Raw genomic sequence first — 23544 nt, 5'->3', positions numbered from 1 at the left:
AAGTTGCCATGCTAATGGAACTGATGATCTGTATAATTTTTCTAGATCCTAGTGTTGGCGAGCACGACCCCGGCTTCATCTATAGATTTGACCTTATTTATGTATATGGGTAGGTATGTGTACTAGCTGCTTATATGACCTCCTTTTCTTTGTCGAGATCGACCATGTACAAGCTGAGGACGTCTTTGTCTGCTAGGCACCGATGAGGAAGTAGAGAGATCCTCATTGTGTAAATTTCGTTCTTCCAAGAACGAAGCTATAACTGCTTCGATTTCACCTAGGAGCCAATAGGCTCCTCGACCTATATATATCGGACGAGGAATGACGCCGTTGCGGCGCAGCCTATAAAAGGTGGTTCGGGTTAATCCAAGAAGGTATCGGACCTCATTGGCTCTGATCAATCTATTATTGAATTGGTTTGTCTGTTCTGTCATTTTGTCTCCTATACATTACAGTGCACCCATTATCGCGATTTCAAAGTAATTAAGCAAGATTTTGATTTTGTTGATAAAAACATGACTAAATATAATTATTATTATTCGTTGATACTGGATTTATTCGTGAATTAATGGGCGAGTTACCTGACCAGACTTCGCGGTAACGCTTTTCTCGGTTGATCAAATTGCCGACTTTGGCCCGTGGCGCTGCGGCCTAGGTACAAGGGCGTCGGTGAGTGTCTAGAAATGGCAGATATAGATCGACCATCCACTCAACCGCGTGCTAGCGCGTAGCAGAGTGACGGAGAAATTCATCATCGGAACACCGGCGATGGGAACGCGGAATCGCGGCAATTAGATGTGCTGTCACTAAGAGCAACAGCGAGAGTGCTGATCGACGCTAGCCTCCCACGAGTTACTTGGCGATAGAGAAGATGCGCGCGATGGAAGTGGCGCTGGAGGGGAGGCGTGGACGTCTTTGCTCGTGCTGCGAAAGAAAATTCGATAAGAGCTGCCACTTCCACATTCTTATTAAAGAAACGCTATGCGATGACAAGGAGGGGTAATTTTTAGCGATCCAGAAGGGATATCAGGTCGGTGCGAGAAATTTGAAGTTCACTGATGGCAAGACTATGGCTATCAGCAAAATTGACGGTGTACATATACGTGGTGTTACTTCAGACCTAGTGGCAGCAAGTTATTGTATGGGGGATTCGGGTACTTCTAAGTGGAGTTGGGGGAAGACGTCTTTTATCTTTCCGAAGCTCGACTATGCTGACGTAAAAACGAGCCTATGGGATGGGTGTCAGGCGGAGAGCCTAAGAGCTAAATGGAAACGCGAGAAAAGTGAGCAATATGTGCGCCAATGGCTCATCAAAGTGGGCGCTATATAGCGAAGAAGCATCAGAGCAATCTTTAGAAAGATTTCTGCAGAGCAAGCGCTCCCAACATCTAGCGCAGTCTCCTTGCCGGTCGGGAAGGTGTCAAAATTTACGGCCGTAAAAACACATCATAAATATGACAGAGGCAAAGAGGCCTTTCTTCCATGTTCTTCAGTCCGACGCGCAAGGAAATTGTGCTAGCTTGAAATTACACTCAAAGGTGGTGCCCCAGAACTTCTAGTGCATGCTTACGCCGAGCCACGGATGACCGATGAAAGGCAACAATGGCGGAAGCCAAGTCGTCTTCCACTGCATAGAAGTATGGTAACGGCACATCAAGGACCAATCCGAGCTGAGCCAGAACCATTGGATTTGGTATGTGCTTGTCCCGTTCGTACTGATTGATCCGTGGCGATGCCACGAATGGGTCCATTCCAGCTCTGATGCCAAGCTCCTTCTGAGACAAGCCAGATGTCTCACGAGCCTGACGAAGCCGCTTCGCCACGATACCGGTGGCTGTAAGTGCTCCGCGTTTTTCACGGTGCTGCGGCACATTACTTCCCGTAATTAGTCCGGGAGTAAGCCTGCAAGTCGCGAGGTTGACCGCATACTAAGGAATGCTTAGTATTGGCTAAAGCTAAGTATTCCTTAGTGATTAATTTTGATCGGGAGCGGACATGGCAGGAGCAACAGGTGCGGTGATTGTACGGGAAGACGGCAGGAACGTTCACTGGAAGAAAAAGTGCGAAAACTGCGGTTACTTAGATTCCAGCACGAACATCTCCACTAAGCCCGGTCCGGGATCAATTCTCACGGCGGGCTACTTTCACTGTTTTAAGTGCAAGCACCAGTCGGAAGTCCGCATTTATGGGTGAGTCCATCGGCCTACGGAGTCACTAGTAGCCTTCAGCCACTAAGAAATGTCCAGCAGGGGGACATATGTCTCGAAAGATCGGCCTCGCTGTGGCCATCGTTACGTTATCTGCGTGTGCTCAAACGCCGTCCACTAGCGATATCCAACAAGCATTGACGCAACCCATCATTGACCACGTCACCGTCAATGGCATGAACTTGCCTCCAGATACGTTCAAACTTGAAAGTATCACCGTGCTTTCGATCGATAAATCGCAGGTAGCGGATACAAAGCACTTCCAAGTCAAGGCCAATGCAACCGTTACCTTGACGAAGAGTGGCAACGACATCCTTGGCGAGATCAAACAGAACATTCATGGGGATGATCTCGGCTCCATCCTTCAGTTACAGCAATTCGTTCGCGGTCTTGGCTTCGGTTTGAAGCAGGGCGATCAACTCCACTTCGCTGTCAACGCCGATCTCGTATCGGATCACGGTAAGTACGTGCTCGATGATGGAACAGTCACGCCTGAATAGCCTGATGAACCGACGTTAGCATCCATAGGAACGGTATTTCTGCATGAACATGACGACTCGCAAACCAATTCCACGCTGGCAGCTATGGCTTATGGGAAGCATGACCGCCGTTGCGGTGCTGTATTACGGATACCAAGCCTTGGCATATGGCTATAACTCTCTCTTCAGCCACGATGGTCCCTCGCACCTTATTTCCATCGGCGTAGCCCGATTCGACTCTTGTAAGTACCAAGGAAGCTTCGTAGGCGGTTCTGGCTTCGACTGCACAATCAAAAACTTTTCATCCGATGAGCCGCGCGCTGTTGGGCAGACAAGTTGTGGAGGTTTTGATGGGAATGATCGCCTTATCCATTCCGTAGATCAGGTACTAGATCTCCATCGTGCAGTTATGCAGCCCAATGAAGAACGAGTTATCCGGGTGTATGCGCCGGAATCATCGACCACATTGGTCTGCTCTGAAAATGGGGATATCGGGTCACCAAAGCAGCTGGCCAGAATGATGGGCGACCTTCAAAAGAGCAAGCTCGTTTCCAAGGTCGATATCTAATTTTCAGTAGAAGCAAGCATCACAGGGGAAGCCAGATGAAATCTCTGAAGAGTAGGGCCGTGAATGCTGCCGGTTACTTTATCGTAATCGGTGGAACACTTCTTTTTTCATGTCCATCAGACGCATCAGACATAGCCTCTGTAAAGGCACAGGTGATTGCACAGGCTTCGGCGAAGTTTGGCATGGACTTCCATGACCTTCACGAGGAACAGCTCACAGTCACTCCTGTGTTGCAGAATAACGGCGAGTCCGCCTACCACGTGACAGGGCAATTTGCCCTTGAATGGCTGAGCCCGAAAAATCCAGACGAAGCCGCCCAGATTTTCGCGAATCAAAACCGCTGCAAGTTTATAGGCGTCGATTGCCAGCCGGGACCCCATCACACCATTTATGTGGATGTGACGGCTACACAGGGCCAGACATCGACCACATTGAATATCAGTGGTAATGAGAGTTTGGATCAGACGATTGAAGAACAGCGCAATGAAACAATAGGCAATTTGTCTGGCGACAATCCAAACCTGTCAAAGGCAGTAGTTGACGCAAACCCGCCACATTGCAAACCTGTGATTGTCCGTCGCTCCACGCCCGCTCCAGCGATGCCACCTCAATCGCTCAGACAGCGTCATGTGGGCACGACCAAACTGCAAATCCTTTTGAACTCGGACGGCACTATACGAGACGCTAAAGTTTATGAAAGCAGCGGCTATCGTGAGCTAGACCGGGCCGCGCTCGAGGCGGCTTCGCGTTGGTCCTTTGGTCCTGTTGTATGCGCAGGAACCAATGAACCCGCGATAGCTGCGTTTCAAGTACCCGTAAATTTCGATCTTCAAAAGAAACCGCAGCCACTAGTTCCACAACAATGACCGCAGGAAACGTGATCAGCCTAGGATAGTTTCAAGTTTGAGTTTTTTCGAGGTTCCTGATTTCCGGCTCACCAAGACAGCGGGTTCAAGGTCAATAGGCGGGGGCGTACAAATGACGCTATCCAAATCAGCGAGGACCAGATGACTTGTGACCTATAAGATCATTCAAGGCTTTTGCAGCTTCACTGGGACTGATCGACCCATCTACCATTTTTTCTGCCAAAGCATCAATTTTCTCTTTGTCGATTGGCAAAGCTGTGTCGTTATGCGGTCCAAATTCGAACTCGTACCCTACGTGAAGCAATCGAACTCGATTAACCGACTTTAGCAAAAGCTTTCCGTCAGAGACAGGGTGCCCAAACAGCGCAATATTTCGTAGTCGTTTTTTGTGTGCCTGTCCAAAGTAGCTGGTAAAGAAAAACCCGTCGTACCCCTGCGCGTAGATCATAGCCGCTAGCTCTCGGCACAAGTCGTAGTCGTGTTTGCCGGCATATGCCAGCCTGCGTAAGAGGATGTCCACTCTATCGAACGGGTTTGATGCTGACGAATCGTCGATGCCGTCATCAAGATCCAGTACCTTTAACTCCTTGGAAGGACTGAATGTTGCAACTGCTATCGAATCTGAGAGTGTCACCCTCGATTCGTGCAGACACGTCTCGACATCATCTGCGCCGTAGAAAATTGGGAAACCCGGACTTTCATATCTTCCAGACGTATCCTTTCCTATCGGCGGCGAATCAAACTCGGACGCAAGGGCAGGAGCAAGTCCTTCACCTTTTCTAACTCGGAAGATCAGATCTTTCTCAGGTTCCAGATCCGTTGCGCCGCACCTGCGAATGATGTCGTGGAAGATCCGTTCACGTTCTTCGCCTTGGATAGGCACGCCTGAGTGACCACGAAGAGTTTGGTAATAGTTTGTATACCCAAGCCTCCAAAGCGGTGGGCCGTAGTGAAAAAGTCCAACGCCAAGTAGGGTGCTAAGGCGCTCCAAATCACTGTCTAACTCGGTAGCGAAGGTAACCTCCCCTACATGATGGTACCTATTGAATTGGAAAATAGGTGCAGGGCCACCTACCTCCGGAGGAATTGACCCGCGCACGAAGAATTTGTGCATTAATTCTTCAGCAACTTGTGGGTCAATCACGTAACCCGTGGACGCACCGCAATACTTACAGTTATCTCTGACAGGAGTTTTGGATAGCTCCTGTGCCTCCATGCGGAGTCCGTAGTTCGCGAAGCATTCGCTACAAAGCGGCTCAGTAACGTTATCTTCCGAGTGAAGATCCATTTTTGACTCCGACGCAGCTCCGTGGTGATAGTGATATTTTCAATCTGACTGAAATTGTATTCGCTTTTCTCACTCAAGTAGACGAGAAAAGTCGGGGCACTCGTATTTTGAATATCGCTCCTTGGCATACTCTTCTGGCTCGCCGGTCTGAACGTTCTTTCGACGACCATTGAACCAAATACTGCGCTTTCCAATATTTTTTCCGTTTTTGTTCTGCGAAGCCTCGGCAATGAACTCTTCGGAGGACAATACCCATAACTTGTCCATACGCTCGGAGTAAAAGATGAACCAATAGTTCGGTCTGGAATCGTGCGTTATTGCGGCAAACAGTGCCCCATCGCCAAAGTTTGCAGTCTTGGATCGAGCTTTTATCTGCACTTCGATGAAAGAGCCATCTGGACGCTTTATTACTGCATCGATTGCATCGTCATCGACCAGCGGCAGGTAAACATCCAAACCACTCTTGAGCATTAGTCCCACAATCCAGTACTCGATTCGTTTGCCGAAGCCCGCGCTATGCCTGAAAGAAATGCTCATCCCTGCCTCCCCCGTTGTGTGGCCCGTGCATTTCCGCCATCTAGCTACCTACTGTGACCTTGAACATCTGTACGAACCCGTTCTTGAAGGCAGTTCAGATGATCCCGAAAGGACGGTGACGAAGGTAGTAGAGCGTGCCATTAGATTGGACTAGGGCACCCGTTCGCACGGCCTCTTTGAACAGTCCGTCAAGCTCCTCCCCGGACGAAATCCCAAATTGGGTGAGTCGCTCCCCGGCAAAGATACGGATACGCCATAGATCAAACCCGTCGTACTCTCCGTGGTCGCCAAAGTCGAAATCGATCGCGATGTCCGGTAAAAATACTTCGCAGCCGTAGCCATGCTTTCGATAACGAATGCCTCGTGCAAGTACGCCGATATTGGGCACGTCATTCATCGACCAAGCGCGATTACTTGATGGCAACGAGATACCTGATTGGACCATCAGGTCTATCGCTGCCTTTGCCGCAAATTGATACTCGCGGACTAGGTTTAGAAGACGTGAGTCCATAGTCACTTGCATGGGCCAGATGAACCCTAGGGTAGTCGTTTATGTTCCCGCCAAAGCGCCTTTCTTAGGTTATTGGACGCTGCGGTGTTCTCACCCTGTTTCGCATTGAAGATCCCTACTACGTGCAGTTCACGAAGGAACTTAGTTTCCCTGTTATTAATCAACTCGGGGTTCTTTTCTATTGCTGCTGCGATCAGCCAACGTTCTAGAAAGTCGAGCGAAGACAAACCACTGTTTTCTGGACGCCGCCGCAACTTGCCGGTTGGCGTGCGCGCCGGAATGACGAAGAGCAATGGCGTACCCTTGTCGTCATCAAGAACACGGTTGTACTTGGCTAAGTTGTCGGAATTGAGTGCTTCTTTGAGCATCGGCCGTCTACACGCCTGCCCTACATACCATGGCGTTATTCCACTGCCTGCACGTTTGCCAAAGACATAACATCCGCACGACTCAGAGAGTCCTTGTTCCCACTCTTCGAGATCAAGTAACAGTTGAGGGAGGGATTCCTTAGTTATGTTTCGCTTCTTTCCATGGCGAGCAATTTCGAACGGGCCAGCGACATCGAACTGCATGTATAAAACCCCTGTAGGTGAAAATTTGACCGAGAGATTGGAATTCGCTGGAAAGCAACTTTTCGGCAAGAGGGCATGCTATCCGTGCCAGCGCGGATCATAACTCTATGCAGAAGCCATCTGGTGGAATTGCAGATAGATGTTGCCGGTCTGAGCAGCGTGGCGCTTTTTTCTAAGTAGCAAACTTATGAAGTCAATGCGTTCTTCAAGGATCGCCATCAAATCGGCACCATCCATGAGAAGCATCACCGCTCCGCTGGCTGAGTGAAGAGTTACACCGTCTTGTGAAAACCCGTTAATGGAAAGAAAGGCGCCTAACGTGTTCTCAAGTTTTCGGCGTACCTTTCCAGCGAAGGCATCAAGCTCAGACGTGTTTACAAGTTGCTGCTGCCACTTCGCTTCGAATAAGTAGTCGGTGCCGTCCAGAGAAAATGCTCCGTCTATTTGTTCACCGGTGTTGCGGAATGAAGCCTTGGGATCTAGGTCGAATAGTTCAAATAGGTCGTACATGATGCGCTCAAGCTCATATCCACGAGCTTGAACGTTTTGAGAGACCACCAGAGCCATGTAGCGGCTTTTGATATCTTCTAGCTTCTGCCTAACTGCGACATTTGCGCGTAGCTTTTCAGACGCTCGCTTTTGGCGCTCGACGATTTCATCGGCCTGTTTTTGAGCTTCTTGGTGAGGTGTGAGAAGCGTGCGAAGTTGTGATACTGCTGCCTTCGCGCGCTCGGACTTTTGTACCCCGCCCTCAAGCTGTAGAAGGTGCTCGAAGCTTGAGATCCCGCAGACTTCGCTGCACAGGCGGGTTAAGTCTCCCAAGTGGGATTCTTGATTGGTCACCAGAAGATCGACCAAATCGGAAACAATTTGTCGTTTATAGCTATCCCAGTTCAATCTCGCGAGGACAATAGGATTACTTAGGCATTGCTGTAAAAAGCTACGAAGATCCGCCTTGTACCAATAGACCGCGCATAGCGCCTCTTTGAGTGCAACGATGGCTGCGGGAGCAAGACGTTTGGTCATTGGAACGTTGATCCAATTAGCAGGGGTGACGTAGGAAGTGTTCTCAACCTACCAACACGGGTCCAACGTTGTCAGCTTTTGATGCTCGCCAGCTAGACCGAGCTTTGCAGGGCACGATATACCGTGGCTGCTCCTACATTGAATCGGTCTGCCAACTGAGGGACTGAGAAATTTTCTTCAGCACGGAGAATCTTGATCCGTTCGCATTGCTCAGGTGTGAGTGCGCGTTTACGGCCAAATGCGACTCCTTTCTCCTTGGCCTTCGTAATACCATCCATCTGTCTCTCGGCCCTAATATCGTTTTCGAACTGAGCAAATGCCCCGAGCAAGCTAAACATCAGCATGCCCTCAGATGTGCCCGTATCAATTGCTTGGTCGAGGACCTTCAGGGCGATACCTTTCTTTTTGAACTGATCGACGATCTTGGCTAGGTCGAGAATAGAACGAGCCATACGGTCTAGCCTCGAGATAACCAGCGTATCCCCCTCTCGAAGGAATGCTAGGCAGCTCTGAAGCTCCGGGCGGCTATCTGCCTGCCTGCCGGATCTCTTTTCTGCGAAGACCCGTGTGCAGCCGTACGCCTTGAGCTTGTCGAGCTGGACGTCTAACGATTGACCCGTAGTACTGCCCCGGGCATACCCAACTACAGCAGTAGTCATTATCAAATCTCTTTAGATGATTTGATAATATCAATTTGATAGGAGTTTTGGTAGCCCTTCGAGGGGCTATCGGAACCTATACATTTTGGAAGGGGTTGTCGGCTATCGGCCAAAAGGAGGCTGCGATGGCACAGAAGGTGTGACCGTCCTAAGGCCGCTATCTTGGGTGCGGCGATCCTGCTGAACCCCAGCGATAGGGGTAGGGGATGCCCAGACGCAAAAAAAAAGCCGGAGGGACTTTACATCCCTACGACTTTTCATTAACGTGAATATGGGCACAAACCCACCACAGAAAGTTCACACTTCCTGTTAAGGTGCTGTGTTAGGTCCAGCACTGAACGAAACTCCGGCACGGGAGCGAGTTCAGCTAGGCGGAATCAGTGGATGTACCAAAATTCAGCGTAAGAAAGTTGCACTTCCTAGTACTACGCGATTGGAAGAATGCAACACTGCGCCGAATGTTGTCAACAAATGGTTTACTAACTTATCAACCATTTGTTTATGTCCACGAATCCGTAGCGCTGGTTTCCGTGTTGCTTTTTACGGAGTCGACTTTATGACTACCAGCAACAAGAGCGTGTTTGTGCACGCTTACTTGCGCCGTCGCCTTGAGCGTCTGGAGCACGTATGCGCACATTTCCGCTCTCCCCCGAGCTCCTGACGGAGAAACTGGCGCCCCCCCATTGGGGGCGCCAGACCGGGTGCTGGTGGTTGGCGGGTTGACGCGTCTAAATTGATTTCCACGGAGATCACTATGCCAATTCGTAAAAATCCTAAACAGACGGGTCGTAAGGCGGCCTCGGCGGCAAGCAAGGTGTTGTCCAACCCCAAGTCCAGCAAGTTGGATAAGAGGGCGGCGGCATCTGCTCTGTCCCAGACCCCATACCATAAGAAGCCTTGAAACAGGTAAAGCTAGGAAGGGGTGTCGACATTTCGTCGGCACCCCTTTTTTGCTTCAGGGGGCGGGTCAGGCGCCAAGGCATTCCAAAGAAATTTCACTGTCAGTGAAAATTATTGACAAGTTGCTCCTGAAAGGATAATGTTCTTTCCAAGGCCGAGCGTTACCGCGCGGTCGGGCTCTATTTGATGGGCACTGACTTCTTTATTGGTAGCAAAGAGCTAGCTAATCGGCCCGGTTGGTACTTCGGGCGCTTCACGATCCATTGGTGAAGCTATTTCGCAGGCAGGGATGAGTTGCAGTCCTTCGTCCTAAGAACGTGGTTCGTAGCGGTTTGAGACGGCGACGGCGTTCTGAAGCGTTAGAAATGGTGATTGGCTTGTTGTGTCGGGTTGGCTCCTTCCGGCTCATTGCTAACGACGGCGGGTAATGTTGCCCGTTGAAGGAGTTATCCATATGGATAGCCATATCAAGGAAAGCAGCGTCCGTTTGCTCATAGAGCTACGCGATGCCTACCGAGGCCAACTCGACACTAGCGTAATCGAAGAAATCAACACAGTAGTTGCTGCACTAGAACAGGAAGGAAAACGTTCGAAATGTCTCGCCGCGCTGGATTGGGGGGATCGTGTGCTGGAACTGATTGGAAAGGTGATTCGTGTAGTGACAAATATCACTGATCTGATGCGCTGATGAGGATGGGGCCGATAAGACGCAACAAGCCTTTCATGTTTGGAGATACAAAGTGAACTTGGGCAGTGCAATCCAAATGTGCCGGACTAAGCGGAAGCTTAGTCTGGCTGAGCTGGCTAAAGTGGCTGGATGTTCTGTCTCTTATCTCTCCATGGTGGAGAATTCCAAGAGAGATCCGACCCTGTCGACTATCGAGAAGATCGCGAGCGCACTGCGAGTGCCAGTCGAGATTTTATTCTTCCTTGGTGCTGAGCGGGGGGAGCTTAAGGGTATTGATCAAGAGCTCGCAGGTCGTTTGGCCGTAACCGCGCTGGATTTACTCAATGGTCCAGCTAGCAAGTCGGCCTAATTACAAATACAGCCCCGTCCAGTCATGTGCCAGTCTGTCCAAGGTATTGGCTGTATCGCCCAGCGCCTTAAAGGCGTTGGCAGCGAACTCAAATAACCTATATCGCCTCGCGAATCCTATCCTTAAGCCAGATGGTTCCGTAAGGCAGCCATATGATGCGCTTTATCCTCTCAAGCTCGTGCATGAAAGGCTCAAGCTTCGCGTCTTTGCACACGTTTCATTTCCAGATTACTTGACTGGCAGCCTCAAGGGCAAGGATGCGATTAAGAACGCCTCCTTCCATGCAGGGGCGAAGATTGTAGTTTGCGAAGACATCAAAGACTTTTTTCCCAGCGTGACGGCCGACGTGGTCTACTCAATATGGCAAGGGTTCTTTAACTTTGCACCAGAAGTTTCGCGACTGCTGACCTCCCTTTGCACTAAGGATGGTTCCCTTCCTCAAGGAGCTATTACTAGCTCATATCTAGCTAACTTAGTTTTTTGGAAGCAAGAGTGGCGGCTCTATGAAGATCTTAAAAGTCGCGGGATCGTCTACTCAAGATATGTTGATGATGTGACTGTATCTTCGAGGGAGGGGCTCGATAAGGAGCAATTGAGCGAATGCATCGGAAAAGTCTATGGCCTTATGGCTGCGAACGGACTTAGGCCGAAGCGAAAGAAGCAGGAAATCCAGCGAGCCCACGCACCGATGAGAGCAACTAAGCTCATGGTCAACAAGCGGGCCGCTTTATCCTTGGGAGAGCGCAAGGCAATCCGCGCAGCGGTGCATCAACTCGAGCTTGAAGTGGCTCAAGTCAATATGCCGAAGGAGCTTATGGCAAAGTTGAACAGCGTGTCGGGAAGAGTGGCGAGGTTAGCTCAATTGCATGTCGTGCAAGGAAACGAGTTGAAAAATAGAATCCGAGCCTTGCGTGTCCGGATTAAGCTGCTGACTACTCTTGCACTTCATGATAAGTAGGTTTGAAGGGGGCGTGAGGCTCCAATGTGACGATTGTTGAAGCATGCCCTGCTAGATCAAAGCCGGGTCAGTGAGATGCGACTATCAGAGATAGTCTCATCGTAGCGCTCTACAAATTTGGCGAATTTTTCGGTGTTGGCGTTATAGCTGGCTAGCCAGCGAGCCTGTGCATCCGCGAAGGCTCTAATTAGGTCCAAGAAGTCAAAGTAATAAACGCCGTCCGATTCTCTAGGGTAATCTGGAGGGCCGCCCACTCGAAACGAAATGCGTCTAATTTTATTGTCGCGAACTTTTGAGGAATTGATATTGGTCATGTGAAGGATGCCGTTACGGAGCTCCCATAGTTCGGCTGATGTAATGCCAAGCGGCAGGAGATCTGCATAGGTGTCTAACCATTTTGTAAACGGCGTGAACTTCTTTTCATTTCCATATTCGATATAAGCAATGCTGTCTATGCAAGATACAAGTAGCTTCATAGCGGACACATAGAGTCCTGCATTGAAGGTGAGTTTGATGGATTGAAAGTAGTCATCATGGATAAGTTGAGAAAGCTCTATCCCCTTTGGGGTTGCATATTTCACCAGCCAATCGACCATTTGGCGATTTTTTCCTTCCTTTGGGGCGAGGTCGTAAATGTCGATATCGCCGTGTTCTATGGGGTGATTGAAGAATAGAGTTCCGTTGACTACTGGGGTAGTAACAAATAGTGGTGATGCGCTCGCTCCTAGCGCGGCGAATGCTTCGTCATATAGGTGGTGACCTATCCCGAGGCGGCACTTTGCATGAAATTCATCACGTGTGAATGGCGTTTTCAAAGTAACCTTCACAGCGTTTAGGAGGTCACGATTCACGGACGTTTTAAGCATTGCCACGCCGTCCGAGTCGCTGCCGACGTGATCGTGAGCGAAATAGCTGACTATGGAGCAGATGTCGTTTTCGAAGAAGAGGAAGACGTTGTAAATGCGTTCCATGCTATCTGCATTCCTCGGGTGATCACGGCGATTTTGAACAATATTCTGCGAGCGTTGGTCGTTCGGGTTCTTGCGGGTTCAAGGTCTCGAAATTATGGGTAAACCGGATCAGATGTCACTTTTATTGCCCGGAAGGGATTTATAAATCATAGATGCAGCCCAGCCTATAGCAGTGAGGAGAAACACTCCTATACCGCCAAGTATCCATTTCTGTAACTCGTACAGGCGATCAATGTCCGCACGAGTGGCGTCTCGATAGTCTCCTAACCGCTTTGAAGTGTCTTCAACATCTTTACGTAGCAATGGAATTGAGAGGGCTTTCTCTGGGCTCTCTGAAATAGCATCCTCAATCTTGGTCATGCGATCATTTAGAGATACTACTTCAGCGGCTAGACGTCTCTGCTCAGTCGAAGTATCCGCGGACGGTGCCGTTAAATATGCTGCCTTTGTAAGTTGATCCAGCTTTGCAACTCTATCCTGCAGCATTGCGAGGTTAGCTCGCAAAGTGTTGAGGGAATCTGTGTTGGGTTCGGCTGGGATGCGTAGAGGTTTATTTTTCAACGTACCAAATAAGAGCGATGTGGAAAGAACAAGACCCGCTATAGCTACGAACATGGTAGTAGTCGCTGCTCGAAGTCTCGCGGCGCGCTGATTTCGTTCCTTTCGCTCGAGTTCTTTCCTCAGACGCTCAATTTCTTCATTGATATCTTTTTCTTCGCTCACTTTGGTCTCCCCCTAAATCATTATTGTTGGTGTCGTTTATATCTCGGCATCGAACTGCATTTAGCAAATCCCTTCGGCGGCGGCAGGAACTAAAGTCTGTCTCTGGCCCCTAAGACACTTTCAATCTCTTTGAGTTTTCCAAGAAGTTCATCGAAGGTCGCACAACCATGATACTGGGCTGCTTTTCCGTGCGCTGATGGCCAACTAGTGGTATTGAAGTAAAAGGGGGGGGCATGGGCAAGATCAAGCCTCAAAACCTGCTCAAAGCCGCTTGCTAGCCTGACGAAGGGGCTAAATCAATTCTATGCCCTAGTAGGGACTCACGTTGCGCGAAAAGGGGATTCCGTCGAGGTCACGTATTAGCGATTTGGGTCGATCGACGAGTTTCGTTGTGTATGTTTTTGAGTATGTACTATGCGTAGCATTGTTTGTTTAATAATAAAATCAGTAATTTATATTGTCACTAGGGTCTCCTCTTGGGAACTATGCTTGAGCAAACGCCCATTGGCGGTGAGATGGATTTTGCTCAGAACACGCTAGGGATTGCGCTTCCGACCTCATGGTGGGACGCAGCTTCTGCGACATCGCAGGTAACGCTACTGGCATCGCCACCTCCGATGGGTTGCAGGCCGCCTGCAATGTATTCCGGTTCTTCTGCTCGCTCGGCACATTAGCTTGCGATTCGACGTCTGCGCGTTGAGACACATCTGCACCCAGCTTCACCAAGGTGCGCATGCTCTCGATTTGACCTCACTCGGCCGCACCAATGAGTGCGGACGCATTGGCGGCCTTCACACTTGCGCCCACATCGACAAGGGCTTGCATGGTCGATACCTGGCTAGTCATCGCCGCATCGTAGAGCGCTTTGTTCAGCGCTTTTTGGGCACTCAAACTTCCTGCATCCGATGCGTCCTTCCGCTTAACGGTGTTCGCAGCAGAACGGACACCAGCGATGTCACCGGTCATCGCCGCATACTCCAATGCTCCCTCGGCATCTCCCTTTGTGGAAGCCTGTTGAGCTTGTTCCTTCATGGCCTGCGTGAGTAAAGAACAGGACGCAGAAAATGCGCTGCCGCTGACCAATGTGGCCAAAGAGATGAATAAGCGTTACTCCGTGCGCGCCACAGATCAGTAAGTCCACACCGACCTGATCTTCTAGGTCCTTGATCTACCGACTCAGCGATGGCTGGGACGTGTGCAGTCGACGTTCGGCGACCACCGTCAGGCTACCCGTTTCGGTGACTACGACGAAGTACGGAGATAGCGCAGTTCCACGGGTTCTTTTCTCCTCCCATGCCTGTTGGGCATGGGGCACCAGCTTACAAAGTCTTTTCCAGGCGCGTTGCAGACGATTAAATTTTTCGCACTGGCGAGGGGGCCCGGATCGGCAGCGGTGCCCCAAAGGTTTCCCCTCGCACGGTTTGATTTGCGCTAAACCCTTCCCTTGAGAGTTCTGACATGACCAACTACACACACGACACAGTCCCAACTGAGTTCATCGACGCCAATGGGATCCGGTTCGCCTACCGCCGCTTCGGTGCCAAGAGTGGCGTACCCCTGGTCTTCTTCCAGCACTTCATGGGCAACCTCGATGACCACGACTCCGCGCTGACGGACGCGTTCGCTGTTGACCGTGAAGTCATTCTCTTCAACAACGCCGGGGTTGCTTCCTCCACCGGCACCACCCCGGACACGATTCGACAGGCCGCACGCGACGCAGCGGCATTCATTGACGCCCTTGGCCTTAAGACGATCGACGTGCTGGCCCATTCGATGGGCGGCCTAGTGGGCCAGCAGCTGGCTTTCGACCGGCCCAAGCTCGTGCGCCGGCTGGTCCTGGTCGGCACGGGGCCGCGCGGTGGCGTGGGCATCGGGGAGATGCCGCCGGAAACGCGGGCCCTCTTCTTCGAAAAGTACGAACACCAGGAGGAGATGTGGCTGCCGATCCTGTTCACTCCATCCGAGGCCAGCCAAGCCGCCGGCCGCGCCTATCTGGCACGCATGATGGCCCGTAAGGATCGCGACGCGGCAGTCTCGACGGAGACGGTCCAAGCCCAAGCCACCGCGATTGGTGCCTATGGCGCGGAGAAGGACGAAACCTACACCCATCTGAAGGAGCTGTATCAGCCGACTCTGGTCGTCAATGGCAACAACGACATCATCATCCCCACCATCAACTCCTACCTGATACAGCAGCACGCCCCTAACGCGCAGCTCATCCTATATCCGGATGCCAACCACGGAGCCCACCATCAGTACCCCGAGCTGTTTGTTCGGCACACCAAGATCTTCCTTGATGCCAAATAATTCTCGCAGGGGCGTTTGCTCGCGTTGATTCCGGCGCTCTGATTGCAATAAGGCCGTGACAAGGGTGGTGGGTTGCTCTCAGTGATATCGAAAGTCAGTTGCAGGTAGCGTCCCGGTCGCCAAGACATCCCGCACAGGTAATGACCGTGCTGAAGCAACTCACGGCAAGCTTCACTCCGCCCCGTTCCTTGTTATCGCTTTACAAAGCAGGGCGGCACTCCCTTCGCCATCCTTTAAGGAGATACGACAATGACACAGGCCCCATCTTCTACCGCCAGGACGATCAAAGTACCTGGACCGGATCATCCCATCACGATCGAACGCAACTCACAACGCGTTGTGGTGAGAGTCGCAGGCTGCGTTGTCGCCGACACACTCAACGCGCTGACGCTGAAAGAGGCCAGTTACGCGGCAGTTCAATACATTCCTCGCCAGGATGTGGACATGACGCTGCTGGAGCGCACGAACCACGCCACCTACTGTCCCTACAAAGGTGAATGCGCTTACTTCAGCGTGCCGGTCGGCGGAGAGCACGCCGCAAATGCGGTATGGACGTACGAGCACCCCTATGACGCTGTCGCACGGATCAAGGATCACGTTGCGTTTTATCCGGATCGCGTCGAGGCGATTGAAGAGCTCGACCACTGACATTTCTTGTACTCAATTCCTATACGAACGGAGAAACCTCATGAGCAACCTCAGCGGTAAAACCGCCCTAGTCACAGGCGCGTCACGTGGCATCGGCAGGGCCGCTGCACTTGCACTCGCCAAAGCCGGTGCCCAAATCTTGGTCCACTACAGCAGCGCGCAGAAGGATGCCGATGCCGTGGTGGATGAGATCCGCCAATCAGGCGGCCGAGCCGAGAAAGTGGGCGCTGATTTGAGCGTGCCGGATGGCCCGAAGGAACTGGCCAAGCGTGTTCGTAGCATCATCGGCGCTCGGCTCGACATTCTTGTCGCCAATGCAGGTATCTCGAAAGCAGCATCGATTGAAGAGACCACTGTTGAGGACTTCGACCGGCTCTTTGCCGTCAATGTGCGCGCGCCGTATTTCCTGATCCAACAGTTGCTGCCCGCAATGTGCAAGGGCAGCAACATCATCTTCACCTCATCGCTCGCCGCGCACGCCGCCGTTGCCAATCTATCCGCATATGCGGCGACCAAAGGTGCTGTGGATACGTTGGTCAAGCATTTTGCCGCGTCGCTAGGAGAGCGCGGCATCCGTGTCAACGCCATCGCGCCGGGCGTGGTGGAAACAGACATGTCCAATTTCACCAAGACCAAAGAGGGAAGGGAGGTGACACTGGGGATGCAAGCGCTCAAGCGTGTAGCACAGCCCGATGACATCGCAGGCGCGGTCACCTTTCTTGCGTCAGACGATGCGCGCTGGGTCACCGGCGACACTCTCCGGGTGGATGGCGGGTCGAGGCTCTAAAGGGAAGCGAAGATGTCTACTGTAAATACGAATAAATCCGCGGCTCCGCCCCCAGCCACCTTGGGCATCAATACAGCCAATCCAACGATGAGCCAGTGGAAGAATTTCATCCAATAGAGTGCGAGCCATTGCTCGGAAGCCATGGCCGCTCATTTCTTCGCACGCATCTTCATTTTTCCGCTGAGATAATCTTTTGCAAGCCTTCTCTGCACGCAATACAACAAAGAGACCCCGAGGGAAACCTGGGGGCATCCGTTCGAAAATGACGCTGTTTAACGGCGGACCTTTTTACGAGTTGCCTTCTTAGCGGTCTTCTGTGGGGTCTTCTTGGCTGTCTTGGCAGCGGCCTTCGGTGCCCCGCCAATCAGCAGGCTCTCTACGGTCACACCGCGCTTCTTGAGGGCCGCTGTGTACCAAAGCGGAGACCGACCACGCCCTGTCCAGGTTTCCGAAGGGTTCTCAGGGTTCCGATACTTAGGAGCTACGGAACCCTTGCCAGCCTTAGGCCCCCTTTTACCCGTAGTGCGGGCCGGGTAGACATCAGCCAGGGTCAGTTCGCTACTTTTGAGTATGGCATCTATCTTTTCCCTGATCGTGTGAACTTGGTTGGCCCGTGCTTCCTGCATCTGGGATTCGGCGTTGGCGATGAGCGATTGAAGCTCTTTTGGGGAGAGGGATTTCAGATCTATTGCCATGGATGGTCCTGATAATGAATTTCGGTCGCTTGGGGAAAGCTGGACAGCGTTGAGCGGTTGCGAAACGATGGTACAGGTCCGGTCTATCTCACGTAAGTCCAGTCAACCAAGGGGACATACGATAGACCGTAATGCTACGCGGAACTGGAGTATTCCCTTCGATGGGAACAATCGCATTATTCCTACACCAGACACAGCCGCTCTCATTCTGAAAATTCTTCTGGACCGGCGTCTGCTGAGCGAGATTACTCAGATAACGTATGACGTTCCGGATGGTGTTCCGGTTCACCGACGAAATTCGTTTGGTAGATCGAGGTATATAGGTGGCGCGTAGCGCCGATTTAAGGCTTGGAGCCATAATGTTTTGGCATGCTCGAAAATAACTCGGGCAGAACTCCGCGTACTTAATGCTCAACGGTGACAGGCTCAGGTAATGGAGGTTGCGGCTTTACCTCCGAGGAAGCACGCTCCTTCTCACTGCCGGCTTGCATACAAGCGTTGCTGTAGTCCCTGATTCCCCATTTTCCATTTATGAGCACTAGACCAACTTTTTCGTTGCTTTCGTCGCCGTTTACATATGTCTTTCCTCCTTTAAAGATAGTCTTGAACGCAATGTACCATTCGTTCTGTCCCGGCTGAGATACGCTGGGACCCTCACCAGTATCGTTCATGTCAATGTTGCGGCTAAGAGCCGGAAGGCAACCTTGAAAGGATTTGCTAGCCTGCTCCTCCCATTCCTTTTCGGTAACTATCGAGTTAATGGCGGGGTCGTAGAGTTCATATGCGGCGTGAAATTCTCTTTCCTCAATCAAGGTTAACCACCTTCTAGCGTAGGTCTCTGCCTTCATAGATGGATAAGTTGGCTCAACGGGAACGAGGTGCAGCTCACTTGCTTGAATTCTTTCCTCTTTGGGAACGTTTGCAGCCGCCTGAGTTTTTTCAACGTATTCGATCAATTTCATAGCGATTTCAACCTTGCAGTTCTGCGTATCCGCTCGAACCTTGGCTAAGTCGACTTGAAGGGGCCCAAAGTATCCATCTCCCCCCAGTTTCGCTGTCCCGGCGACGTTGGCTTTAATTATTTTGTTGATAAAGCGGGATAGGTTTGGATCGATGCTCGCAGATGAAGATAGCTCAGCTCCCGCTTTCCACCCGGAGTCAGGAACCTCTCCACAGATGTTTGTAGCGGCATCCTCGGCTAACTTTGCTACAACGTCGCCCGAGGACTGCTGCGAATAAACCAAGCTTACCCAGATTAGACAAATTGCAGCGGCGGTTATCTTAAAAAGATAGTTGCTCATTCTTCCCCTTCTGATAAGCAATCGAGCCAAAGTTTGGCTTTACGGTTCTGAGCAGGATATCCGCAGCCTAGCCTAATAAAGCCCTGACTAGACCTGAGTCCAAATCCGCTCGTAGTTGGGGTCGTAAACGAATGGTCAGTTGGCCTGTCGATTTTCGACGACCTGCAGTCTAGAAACTTCCGTAACTCACTCTCCTCATTTTGGAGCGCTTTTCACCATTGCCTCATAAGACAATGGTAAACGCAATTGACGTGGATGGACGTAAACCGTCATGATCAACAAAACGATTGTGATCATAATTGTAATACGTTAACCGCTAAGCGCGCAAAAGAGAGAGATATGAACGATCTACTCAAGACAGCCATTACAGCCCATGGCGGACTCGATCGATGGAATGCCTATCGAAGTGTATCGGTGCGTCTATCCGTGGGTGGTGCGCTGTGGGATTTCAAAGGGCAAAGCGGCTTGTTTGCCGATTCCCGATATCTAGCTGACACACATACGCAGCGTGCGATATTGAGTGGAGTGGGTAGCCAGAATCATCGGATACAGTTCACGCCGCATAGACTGACGCTGGAAACCGATGCAGGGGAACTCCTGCAGGTTAGAGATGCACCTCGGGACGCATTTGCCGGGCACACGAATGAAACGCCGTGGGATGTCTTTCATGCTGCCTACTTCGATGCTTACGCGCTGTGGACGTATCTCACTCAGCCGTTTCTCTATACGTATCCTGACGTTCAAACGGAGGAGATCGAGCCCTGGTTCGAAGAGGGGGAATTGTGGCGACGGTTGAAGGTCACATTTCCGGACTACATCGCTACTCACACTCGCGAGCAAATTAGCTACTTTGGGCCCGACGGATTACTGCGCCGGCATGACTATGCGGTCGACGTGCTCGGAGGCGCGGTGGGTGCGCAATACGTCGACAGCTATCACGATCACAATGGCATTTTAATACCTCACCGACGCCTGATCTTTCCGCGTGGTGCGGACAATCATAAGGTTTCCGAACCTTTGTTGGTTTCTATCGATATTGACCAGCTCGACCTGGAGCCGGCATAGATGGGTGATGCCCATGCGTTGCATGTACGCGAATATCTTCTGAGCGATCTGGCGTATCAGAGGGCGCTTATGGCCGAAAGCCTCATCTGCGGGCCAACAAAAAAACCGCCATTTTTTACAGGGCGGTTTTCCGTATTTTTTCCGTACTCGGCATTTTCGATGTCGCTGGAAAATGCCTAAGTCGTTGAATTCGTTGGTGGGCGGTACAAGGATCGAACTTGTGACACCTGCCGTGTGAAGGCAGTGCTCTACCGCTGAGCTAACCGCCCGCCGGGAACGCGAAACTATACGGATTGGCGGGGCATTGGTCAACCTCTTGAGGGATTCCGGCGTTCGCTAGGCAACCCCGTTGGTAAGGGGTGGTTACAATGTCCCGTTAACCCCCGCCGAGCAGTCCTTCCCCATGCACTTCGATCTCGCGCATATCCTGCAGTCCCTGCAACAGTTCCACCTGACCCCGTGGAAGGCTGTCGGCTACCTGGGCACGCTGATGTTCACCGGCCGTTGGTTCGTGCAGCTTTACTACACGCGCAAATTCAAGCGGGTGGTGATGCCGCTGTCGTTCTGGTGGATGTCGGTCACCGGCAGCGCCTTGCTGCTTGCCTACTTCATCTTCGGCAAGAACGATTCAGTGGGCATCCTCTCCAACTTTTTCCCGGTGTTCGTATCGGTCTACAACCTGGTCGTGCACCTGCGGCATCACAAGAACAACATCACGGGCGACGAAACCGCCTGATGCATCCAGGCTTGTCTATTCCGGATCGTAGTCGAGGTTCGGGGCGAGCCAGCGTTCGGCTTCCTGGCGCGTCCATCCCTTGCGCTTGGCGTAATCGTCCACCTGTTCGCGGGTGACGCGGCCCACCACGAAATACTGGCTATTGGGATGCGAGAAATACCATCCTGAAACGGCGGCCGTGGGATACATCGCAAAGCCGTCGGTGAGCTGGATGCCGGCGTTGTGCGTGGCGTCGAGCAACTCGAACAAGGTGGCCTTTTCGGTGTGATCAGGACAGGCCGGATAGCCTGGAGCAGGGCGGACGCCGGCGTATTTCTCGTCGATCAGTGCTTCGTTATCGAGCGATTCTTCCGGCTGGTAACCCCAGAATTCGCGGCGCACGCGCTCGTGCATCCGTTCGGCGAAGGCCTCGGCGAGGCGATCGGCCAGGGCCTTGAGCAGGATCGCGGAGTAGTCGTCGTGCCCGGCTTCGAAGCGCGCAACGTGTTCTTCGATGCCGATACCGGCGGTCACGGCGAAGCCGCCCAGCCAATCCTGCTTGTTCGCGTCCTTGGGGGCGATGAAGTCGGAAAGGCAGAAGTCCGGGCGTTCGACCGGCTTTTCGGCTTGTTGGCGAAGGTGGTGGAGGGTCACCCCGGCCTTCTCTCCGGAGGGGAGAAGGAGCTCAATGTCGTCGCCCACGCCACGGGCGGGCCAGAATCCGATCACGGCGCGCGCGGTAAGCCAGCGCTCATGGATGATCTTGTCGAGCATGGCCTGTGCATCGGCGAACAGCTCGGTGGCCTGCTTGCCGACGACGTCATCCTTGAGAATGGCGGGGTAATGGCCGGCCAGTTCCCAAGCCTGGAAGAAAGGCGTCCAGTCTATGTACTGGCGCAGCTCGGCGAGATCGTAGTTGTCGAAAACAGTGATGCCCGGTTTATTCGGCGCAGGCGGCATGTAGTTAGCCCAATCGCCGTTGAAGCGCTGCGCACGGGCGTGCTCCAGCGGCACCAGCGTCTTGGCGGCGCCACGGTTCTTGTGACGCTCGCGGATGTCCGCGTATTCCGCGCGGATTTTCTCCATGAAGTTGTCGACGAGTTCCTTGCTCACCAGCGACTGCGCCACGCCGACCGCACGCGAGGCGTCTTTCACCCACACCGTGGGCGATTTGTAATGCGGCTCGATTTTCAGCGCAGTGTGTGCGCGCGACGTAGTGGCACCGCCGATCAGCAGCGGAATATGGAATTCCTGGCGCTGCATTTCGCGCGCGACTTGGCTCATTTCTTCCAGCGACGGCGTGATGAGGCCGGAGAGGCCGATCAGGTCGGCGTTGTGTTCGCGCGCGGTGTCGAGAATTTTCTGCGCCGGCACCATCACGCCGAGATCGATGACTTCGAAGTTGTTGCAACGAAGCACCACGCCGACGATGTTCTTGCCGATGTCGTGCACGTCGCCCTTCACCGTGGCCATGACGATGGTGCCGTTGTTCTTGCCGGCATCGCCGGTGCGTAGCTTCTCGGCCTCGATATAAGGGAGCAGGTAGGCGACCGCCTTTTTCATCACGCGCGCCGATTTCACGACCTGCGGCAGGAACATTTTGCCGGCACCGAACAGGTCGCCGACGATGTTCATGCCGGCCATCAGCGGGCCCTCGATGACATCGAGCGGGCGCGACGACAGCTGGCGCGCTTCCTCCGTATCGCCATCGACGAACTGGTCGATGCCGTGGACCAGCGCGTGGGCGAGGCGTTCCTGTACGGGTTTATCGCGCCACGCGAGGTTCTCGACGACCGCTTCGCCTTTCTTCGCTTTGAAGTTGTCGGCGATTTCCAGCAAGCGCTCGGTAGCGTCGGAGCGACGGTTGAGTACCACGTCTTCGACGCGCTCGCGCAATTCCTCCGGCACGTCGTCGTAGATCGTCAGCGCGCCGGCATTGACGATGCCCATGTCCATGCCCGCCTTGATGGCGTGGTACAGGAACACCGAATGGATCGCCTCGCGCACGGTGTTGTTGCCGCGGAACGAGAACGACACATTGGACACGCCGCCGGAGATATGGCTCAACGGGAAGCGCTTCTTCAGCTCGCGCGTGGCTTCGATGAAATCCACCGCGTAGTTGTTGTGTTCTTCGATGCCGGTGGCGATGGCGAAGATATTGGGGTCGAAGATGATGTCTTCGGGCGGAAAATCCAGCTCTTCGGTGAGCACCTTGTAGGCGCGCGAGCAGATCTCGACCTTGCGTTCGCACGTGTCGGCCTGGCCTTGCTCGTCGAAGGCCATCACGACCACGGCCGCGCCGTACTGCTGCACTTTGCGCGCATGCTCGAGGAAAACGTCCTCGCCTTCCTTCATCGAAATCGAATTGACCACGCCCTTGCCTTGCAGGCAGCGCAGGCCGGCTTCGATCACCGTCCACTTGGAGGAGTCGACCATCACCGGCACGCGCGCGATGTCGGGCTCGGCGGCAATCAGATTGAGGAAGCGCGTCATGGCCGCCTCGGAATCGATCAGGCCTTCGTCCATGTTGACGTCGATGATCTGCGCGCCGCTGGCGACCTGCTGGCGCGCGACGTCGACCGCTTCTTCGTAGCGATCTTCCTTGATCAGTTTCTTGAACTGCGCCGAACCGGTGACATTGGTGCGCTCGCCGACGTTGACGAACAGCAAGTCTGGCGTGATGACCAGGGGTTCGAGGCCGGAAAGCCGGGTGTAACGAGACAT

At 52.6% G+C, this 23544-nt stretch carries 26 protein-coding genes and 1 tRNA gene; 12 read left to right on the top strand and 15 right to left on the bottom strand.

Going from position 1 to position 23544, the window contains the following annotated elements:
* Nucleotides 1-122: 122 nt before the first annotated feature.
* Both DWU99_RS21470 and DWU99_RS18145 read right to left on the bottom strand, forming a co-directional pair.
* A complete protein-coding gene (locus DWU99_RS21470) occupies nucleotides 123-434 on the bottom strand; it encodes a helix-turn-helix transcriptional regulator (protein ID WP_115479500.1) in 312 nt (103 codons plus the stop codon).
* A gap of 1098 nt (nucleotides 435-1532) precedes the next feature.
* A complete protein-coding gene (locus DWU99_RS18145) occupies nucleotides 1533-1823 on the bottom strand; it encodes a helix-turn-helix domain-containing protein (protein WP_115479598.1) in 291 nt (96 codons plus the stop codon).
* A gap of 434 nt (nucleotides 1824-2257) precedes the next feature.
* On the opposite strand from DWU99_RS18145, the gene DWU99_RS18140 reads away from it, so the two are divergent.
* Genes DWU99_RS18140 through DWU99_RS18130 form a run of 3 tightly spaced genes read left to right on the top strand, consistent with a single transcriptional unit; the run spans nucleotide 2258 to nucleotide 4120 of the window.
* Complete coding sequence (locus DWU99_RS18140) at nucleotides 2258-2707, top strand: hypothetical protein (RefSeq protein WP_115479499.1); 450 nt, start codon at nucleotides 2258-2260, stop codon at nucleotides 2705-2707.
* A 43-nt stretch (nucleotides 2708-2750) separates the two neighbouring features.
* The gene (locus DWU99_RS18135) at nucleotides 2751-3254 is read left to right on the top strand and encodes a hypothetical protein (RefSeq protein ID WP_115479498.1); all 504 of its coding nucleotides are present in this window, start codon (nucleotides 2751-2753) and stop codon (nucleotides 3252-3254) included.
* 35 nt (nucleotides 3255-3289) lie between these two features.
* Complete coding sequence (locus DWU99_RS18130) at nucleotides 3290-4120, top strand: energy transducer TonB (protein ID WP_233511208.1); 831 nt, start codon at nucleotides 3290-3292, stop codon at nucleotides 4118-4120.
* Nucleotides 4121-4247: 127 nt separating this feature from the next.
* On the opposite strand, the gene DWU99_RS18125 is transcribed toward DWU99_RS18130, so the two are convergent.
* From DWU99_RS18125 to DWU99_RS18100, 6 genes are all read right to left on the bottom strand, one after another.
* Nucleotides 4248-5336 carry an RES family NAD+ phosphorylase gene (locus tag DWU99_RS18125; protein WP_158543350.1) on the bottom strand — a complete coding sequence of 363 codons (1089 nt, stop codon included), beginning with the start codon at nucleotides 5334-5336 and terminating at the stop codon, nucleotides 4248-4250.
* Nucleotides 5337-5477: 141 nt separating this feature from the next.
* Complete coding sequence (locus tag DWU99_RS18120) at nucleotides 5478-5945, bottom strand: PDDEXK-like family protein (protein ID WP_115479496.1); 468 nt, start codon at nucleotides 5943-5945, stop codon at nucleotides 5478-5480.
* A 94-nt stretch (nucleotides 5946-6039) separates the two neighbouring features.
* Entirely contained in the window at nucleotides 6040-6456 is a 417-nt protein-coding gene (locus DWU99_RS18115; protein ID WP_147292965.1) for a DUF6896 domain-containing protein, read from the bottom strand.
* Between the two features lie 26 nt (nucleotides 6457-6482).
* Nucleotides 6483-7028, bottom strand: a complete 546-nt coding sequence (locus tag DWU99_RS20865; protein ID WP_147292964.1) for a hypothetical protein — start codon at nucleotides 7026-7028, stop codon at nucleotides 6483-6485.
* Between the two features lie 105 nt (nucleotides 7029-7133).
* Nucleotides 7134-8054, bottom strand: a complete 921-nt coding sequence (locus tag DWU99_RS18105) for a restriction endonuclease (RefSeq protein ID WP_115479493.1) — start codon at nucleotides 8052-8054, stop codon at nucleotides 7134-7136.
* A 92-nt stretch (nucleotides 8055-8146) separates the two neighbouring features.
* Nucleotides 8147-8713, bottom strand: a complete 567-nt coding sequence (locus DWU99_RS18100) for a recombinase family protein (RefSeq protein WP_115479492.1) — start codon at nucleotides 8711-8713, stop codon at nucleotides 8147-8149.
* 1354 nt (nucleotides 8714-10067) lie between these two features.
* Between DWU99_RS18100 and DWU99_RS18095 the strand changes: the two genes are divergently transcribed.
* The 3 genes from DWU99_RS18095 to DWU99_RS18085 are packed head-to-tail and all read left to right on the top strand — an operon-like array spanning nucleotide 10068 to nucleotide 11608.
* On the top strand, nucleotides 10068-10301 hold the full coding sequence (locus tag DWU99_RS18095; protein ID WP_115479491.1) for a hypothetical protein: 234 nt from the start codon (nucleotides 10068-10070) through the stop codon (nucleotides 10299-10301).
* A 52-nt stretch (nucleotides 10302-10353) separates the two neighbouring features.
* Nucleotides 10354-10650: a helix-turn-helix domain-containing protein gene (locus tag DWU99_RS21465; protein WP_115479490.1), complete on the top strand. Its 297-nt coding sequence runs from the start codon at nucleotides 10354-10356 to the stop codon at nucleotides 10648-10650.
* Entirely contained in the window at nucleotides 10625-11608 is a 984-nt protein-coding gene (locus tag DWU99_RS18085) for a reverse transcriptase family protein (RefSeq protein ID WP_115479489.1), read from the top strand. Before DWU99_RS21465 ends, DWU99_RS18085 begins: the two co-directional genes overlap by 26 nt.
* A gap of 56 nt (nucleotides 11609-11664) precedes the next feature.
* On the opposite strand, the gene DWU99_RS18080 is transcribed toward DWU99_RS18085, so the two are convergent.
* From DWU99_RS18080 to DWU99_RS18070, 3 genes are all read right to left on the bottom strand, one after another.
* Nucleotides 11665-12579: a hypothetical protein gene (locus DWU99_RS18080; RefSeq protein WP_115479488.1), complete on the bottom strand. Its 915-nt coding sequence runs from the start codon at nucleotides 12577-12579 to the stop codon at nucleotides 11665-11667.
* Between the two features lie 108 nt (nucleotides 12580-12687).
* Nucleotides 12688-13302, bottom strand: coding sequence for a hypothetical protein (locus DWU99_RS18075; RefSeq protein WP_115479487.1), 615 nt, complete (start codon nucleotides 13300-13302; stop codon nucleotides 12688-12690).
* 750 nt (nucleotides 13303-14052) lie between these two features.
* Complete coding sequence (locus tag DWU99_RS18070) at nucleotides 14053-14334, bottom strand: hypothetical protein (protein WP_115479486.1); 282 nt, start codon at nucleotides 14332-14334, stop codon at nucleotides 14053-14055.
* Nucleotides 14335-14760: 426 nt separating this feature from the next.
* Here DWU99_RS18070 and DWU99_RS18060 point away from each other — a divergent pair, with 426 nt between their 5' ends.
* From DWU99_RS18060 to DWU99_RS18050, 3 genes are all read left to right on the top strand, one after another.
* Nucleotides 14761-15609, top strand: a complete 849-nt coding sequence (locus tag DWU99_RS18060) for an alpha/beta fold hydrolase (protein WP_115479485.1) — start codon at nucleotides 14761-14763, stop codon at nucleotides 15607-15609.
* Nucleotides 15610-15858: 249 nt separating this feature from the next.
* The gene (locus DWU99_RS18055) at nucleotides 15859-16257 is read left to right on the top strand and encodes a DUF427 domain-containing protein (protein WP_115479484.1); all 399 of its coding nucleotides are present in this window, start codon (nucleotides 15859-15861) and stop codon (nucleotides 16255-16257) included.
* A 40-nt stretch (nucleotides 16258-16297) separates the two neighbouring features.
* Nucleotides 16298-17044, top strand: coding sequence for an SDR family NAD(P)-dependent oxidoreductase (locus DWU99_RS18050; protein ID WP_115479483.1), 747 nt, complete (start codon nucleotides 16298-16300; stop codon nucleotides 17042-17044).
* Nucleotides 17045-17316: 272 nt separating this feature from the next.
* Here the strand turns inward: DWU99_RS18050 and DWU99_RS18045 are convergent, their stop codons facing one another.
* Together DWU99_RS18045 and DWU99_RS18040 are read right to left on the bottom strand one after the other, a co-directional pair.
* Entirely contained in the window at nucleotides 17317-17739 is a 423-nt protein-coding gene (locus DWU99_RS18045) for an H-NS histone family protein (RefSeq protein ID WP_115479482.1), read from the bottom strand.
* A gap of 404 nt (nucleotides 17740-18143) precedes the next feature.
* The gene (locus DWU99_RS18040) at nucleotides 18144-19040 is read right to left on the bottom strand and encodes a hypothetical protein (RefSeq protein WP_115479481.1); all 897 of its coding nucleotides are present in this window, start codon (nucleotides 19038-19040) and stop codon (nucleotides 18144-18146) included.
* Nucleotides 19041-19379: 339 nt separating this feature from the next.
* Between DWU99_RS18040 and DWU99_RS18035 the strand changes: the two genes are divergently transcribed.
* Together DWU99_RS18035 and DWU99_RS18030 are read left to right on the top strand one after the other, a co-directional pair.
* On the top strand, nucleotides 19380-20105 hold the full coding sequence (locus DWU99_RS18035; protein ID WP_147292963.1) for a hypothetical protein: 726 nt from the start codon (nucleotides 19380-19382) through the stop codon (nucleotides 20103-20105).
* A complete protein-coding gene (locus DWU99_RS18030) occupies nucleotides 20106-20285 on the top strand; it encodes a hypothetical protein (protein WP_115479479.1) in 180 nt (59 codons plus the stop codon). It begins immediately after the preceding gene.
* A gap of 14 nt (nucleotides 20286-20299) precedes the next feature.
* On the opposite strand, the gene DWU99_RS18025 is transcribed toward DWU99_RS18030, so the two are convergent.
* Nucleotides 20300-20374: transfer RNA gene (locus DWU99_RS18025), tRNA-Val, on the bottom strand.
* Between the two features lie 134 nt (nucleotides 20375-20508).
* Between DWU99_RS18025 and DWU99_RS18020 the strand changes: the two genes are divergently transcribed.
* A complete protein-coding gene (locus DWU99_RS18020; protein ID WP_115479478.1) occupies nucleotides 20509-20841 on the top strand; it encodes a lipid-A-disaccharide synthase N-terminal domain-containing protein in 333 nt (110 codons plus the stop codon).
* A 15-nt stretch (nucleotides 20842-20856) separates the two neighbouring features.
* On the opposite strand, the gene metH is transcribed toward DWU99_RS18020, so the two are convergent.
* Complete coding sequence (gene metH, locus DWU99_RS18015) at nucleotides 20857-23544, bottom strand: methionine synthase (protein WP_115479596.1); 2688 nt, start codon at nucleotides 23542-23544, stop codon at nucleotides 20857-20859.

The organism is Dyella psychrodurans, assembly GCF_003363265.1.
Classification (GTDB): domain Bacteria; phylum Pseudomonadota; class Gammaproteobacteria; order Xanthomonadales; family Rhodanobacteraceae; genus Dyella_B; species Dyella_B psychrodurans.
This window is presented reverse-complemented; position numbering and strand designations above follow the sequence as displayed.

Coding starts and splice junctions, on each gene's coding strand:
- DWU99_RS18080 (WP_115479488.1), bottom strand. CDS start 12,579: ATGGAACGCATTTACAACGTCTTCCTCTTCTTCGAAAACGACATCTGC.
- DWU99_RS18030 (WP_115479479.1), top strand. CDS start 20,106: ATGGGTGATGCCCATGCGTTGCATGTACGCGAATATCTTCTGAGCGAT.
- metH (WP_115479596.1), bottom strand. CDS start 23,544: ATGTCTCGTTACACCCGGCTTTCCGGCCTCGAACCCCTGGTCATCACG.
- DWU99_RS18115 (WP_147292965.1), bottom strand. CDS start 6,456: ATGGACTCACGTCTTCTAAACCTAGTCCGCGAGTATCAATTTGCGGCA.
- DWU99_RS18095 (WP_115479491.1), top strand. CDS start 10,068: ATGGATAGCCATATCAAGGAAAGCAGCGTCCGTTTGCTCATAGAGCTA.
- DWU99_RS18085 (WP_115479489.1), top strand. CDS start 10,625: ATGGTCCAGCTAGCAAGTCGGCCTAATTACAAATACAGCCCCGTCCAG.
- DWU99_RS18040 (WP_115479481.1), bottom strand. CDS start 19,040: ATGAGCAACTATCTTTTTAAGATAACCGCCGCTGCAATTTGTCTAATC.
- DWU99_RS18070 (WP_115479486.1), bottom strand. CDS start 14,334: ATGAAGGAACAAGCTCAACAGGCTTCCACAAAGGGAGATGCCGAGGGA.
- DWU99_RS18055 (WP_115479484.1), top strand. CDS start 15,859: ATGACACAGGCCCCATCTTCTACCGCCAGGACGATCAAAGTACCTGGA.
- DWU99_RS18135 (WP_115479498.1), top strand. CDS start 2,751: ATGAACATGACGACTCGCAAACCAATTCCACGCTGGCAGCTATGGCTT.
- DWU99_RS20865 (WP_147292964.1), bottom strand. CDS start 7,028: ATGCAGTTCGATGTCGCTGGCCCGTTCGAAATTGCTCGCCATGGAAAG.
- DWU99_RS18020 (WP_115479478.1), top strand. CDS start 20,509: ATGCACTTCGATCTCGCGCATATCCTGCAGTCCCTGCAACAGTTCCAC.
- DWU99_RS18105 (WP_115479493.1), bottom strand. CDS start 8,054: ATGACCAAACGTCTTGCTCCCGCAGCCATCGTTGCACTCAAAGAGGCG.
- DWU99_RS21470 (WP_115479500.1), bottom strand. CDS start 434: ATGACAGAACAGACAAACCAATTCAATAATAGATTGATCAGAGCCAAT.
- DWU99_RS18035 (WP_147292963.1), top strand. CDS start 19,380: ATGAACGATCTACTCAAGACAGCCATTACAGCCCATGGCGGACTCGAT.
- DWU99_RS18045 (WP_115479482.1), bottom strand. CDS start 17,739: ATGGCAATAGATCTGAAATCCCTCTCCCCAAAAGAGCTTCAATCGCTC.
- DWU99_RS18140 (WP_115479499.1), top strand. CDS start 2,258: ATGTCTCGAAAGATCGGCCTCGCTGTGGCCATCGTTACGTTATCTGCG.
- DWU99_RS18060 (WP_115479485.1), top strand. CDS start 14,761: ATGACCAACTACACACACGACACAGTCCCAACTGAGTTCATCGACGCC.
- DWU99_RS18130 (WP_233511208.1), top strand. CDS start 3,290: ATGAAATCTCTGAAGAGTAGGGCCGTGAATGCTGCCGGTTACTTTATC.
- DWU99_RS18125 (WP_158543350.1), bottom strand. CDS start 5,336: ATGGAGGCACAGGAGCTATCCAAAACTCCTGTCAGAGATAACTGTAAG.
- DWU99_RS18120 (WP_115479496.1), bottom strand. CDS start 5,945: ATGAGCATTTCTTTCAGGCATAGCGCGGGCTTCGGCAAACGAATCGAG.
- DWU99_RS18050 (WP_115479483.1), top strand. CDS start 16,298: ATGAGCAACCTCAGCGGTAAAACCGCCCTAGTCACAGGCGCGTCACGT.
- DWU99_RS18100 (WP_115479492.1), bottom strand. CDS start 8,713: ATGACTACTGCTGTAGTTGGGTATGCCCGGGGCAGTACTACGGGTCAA.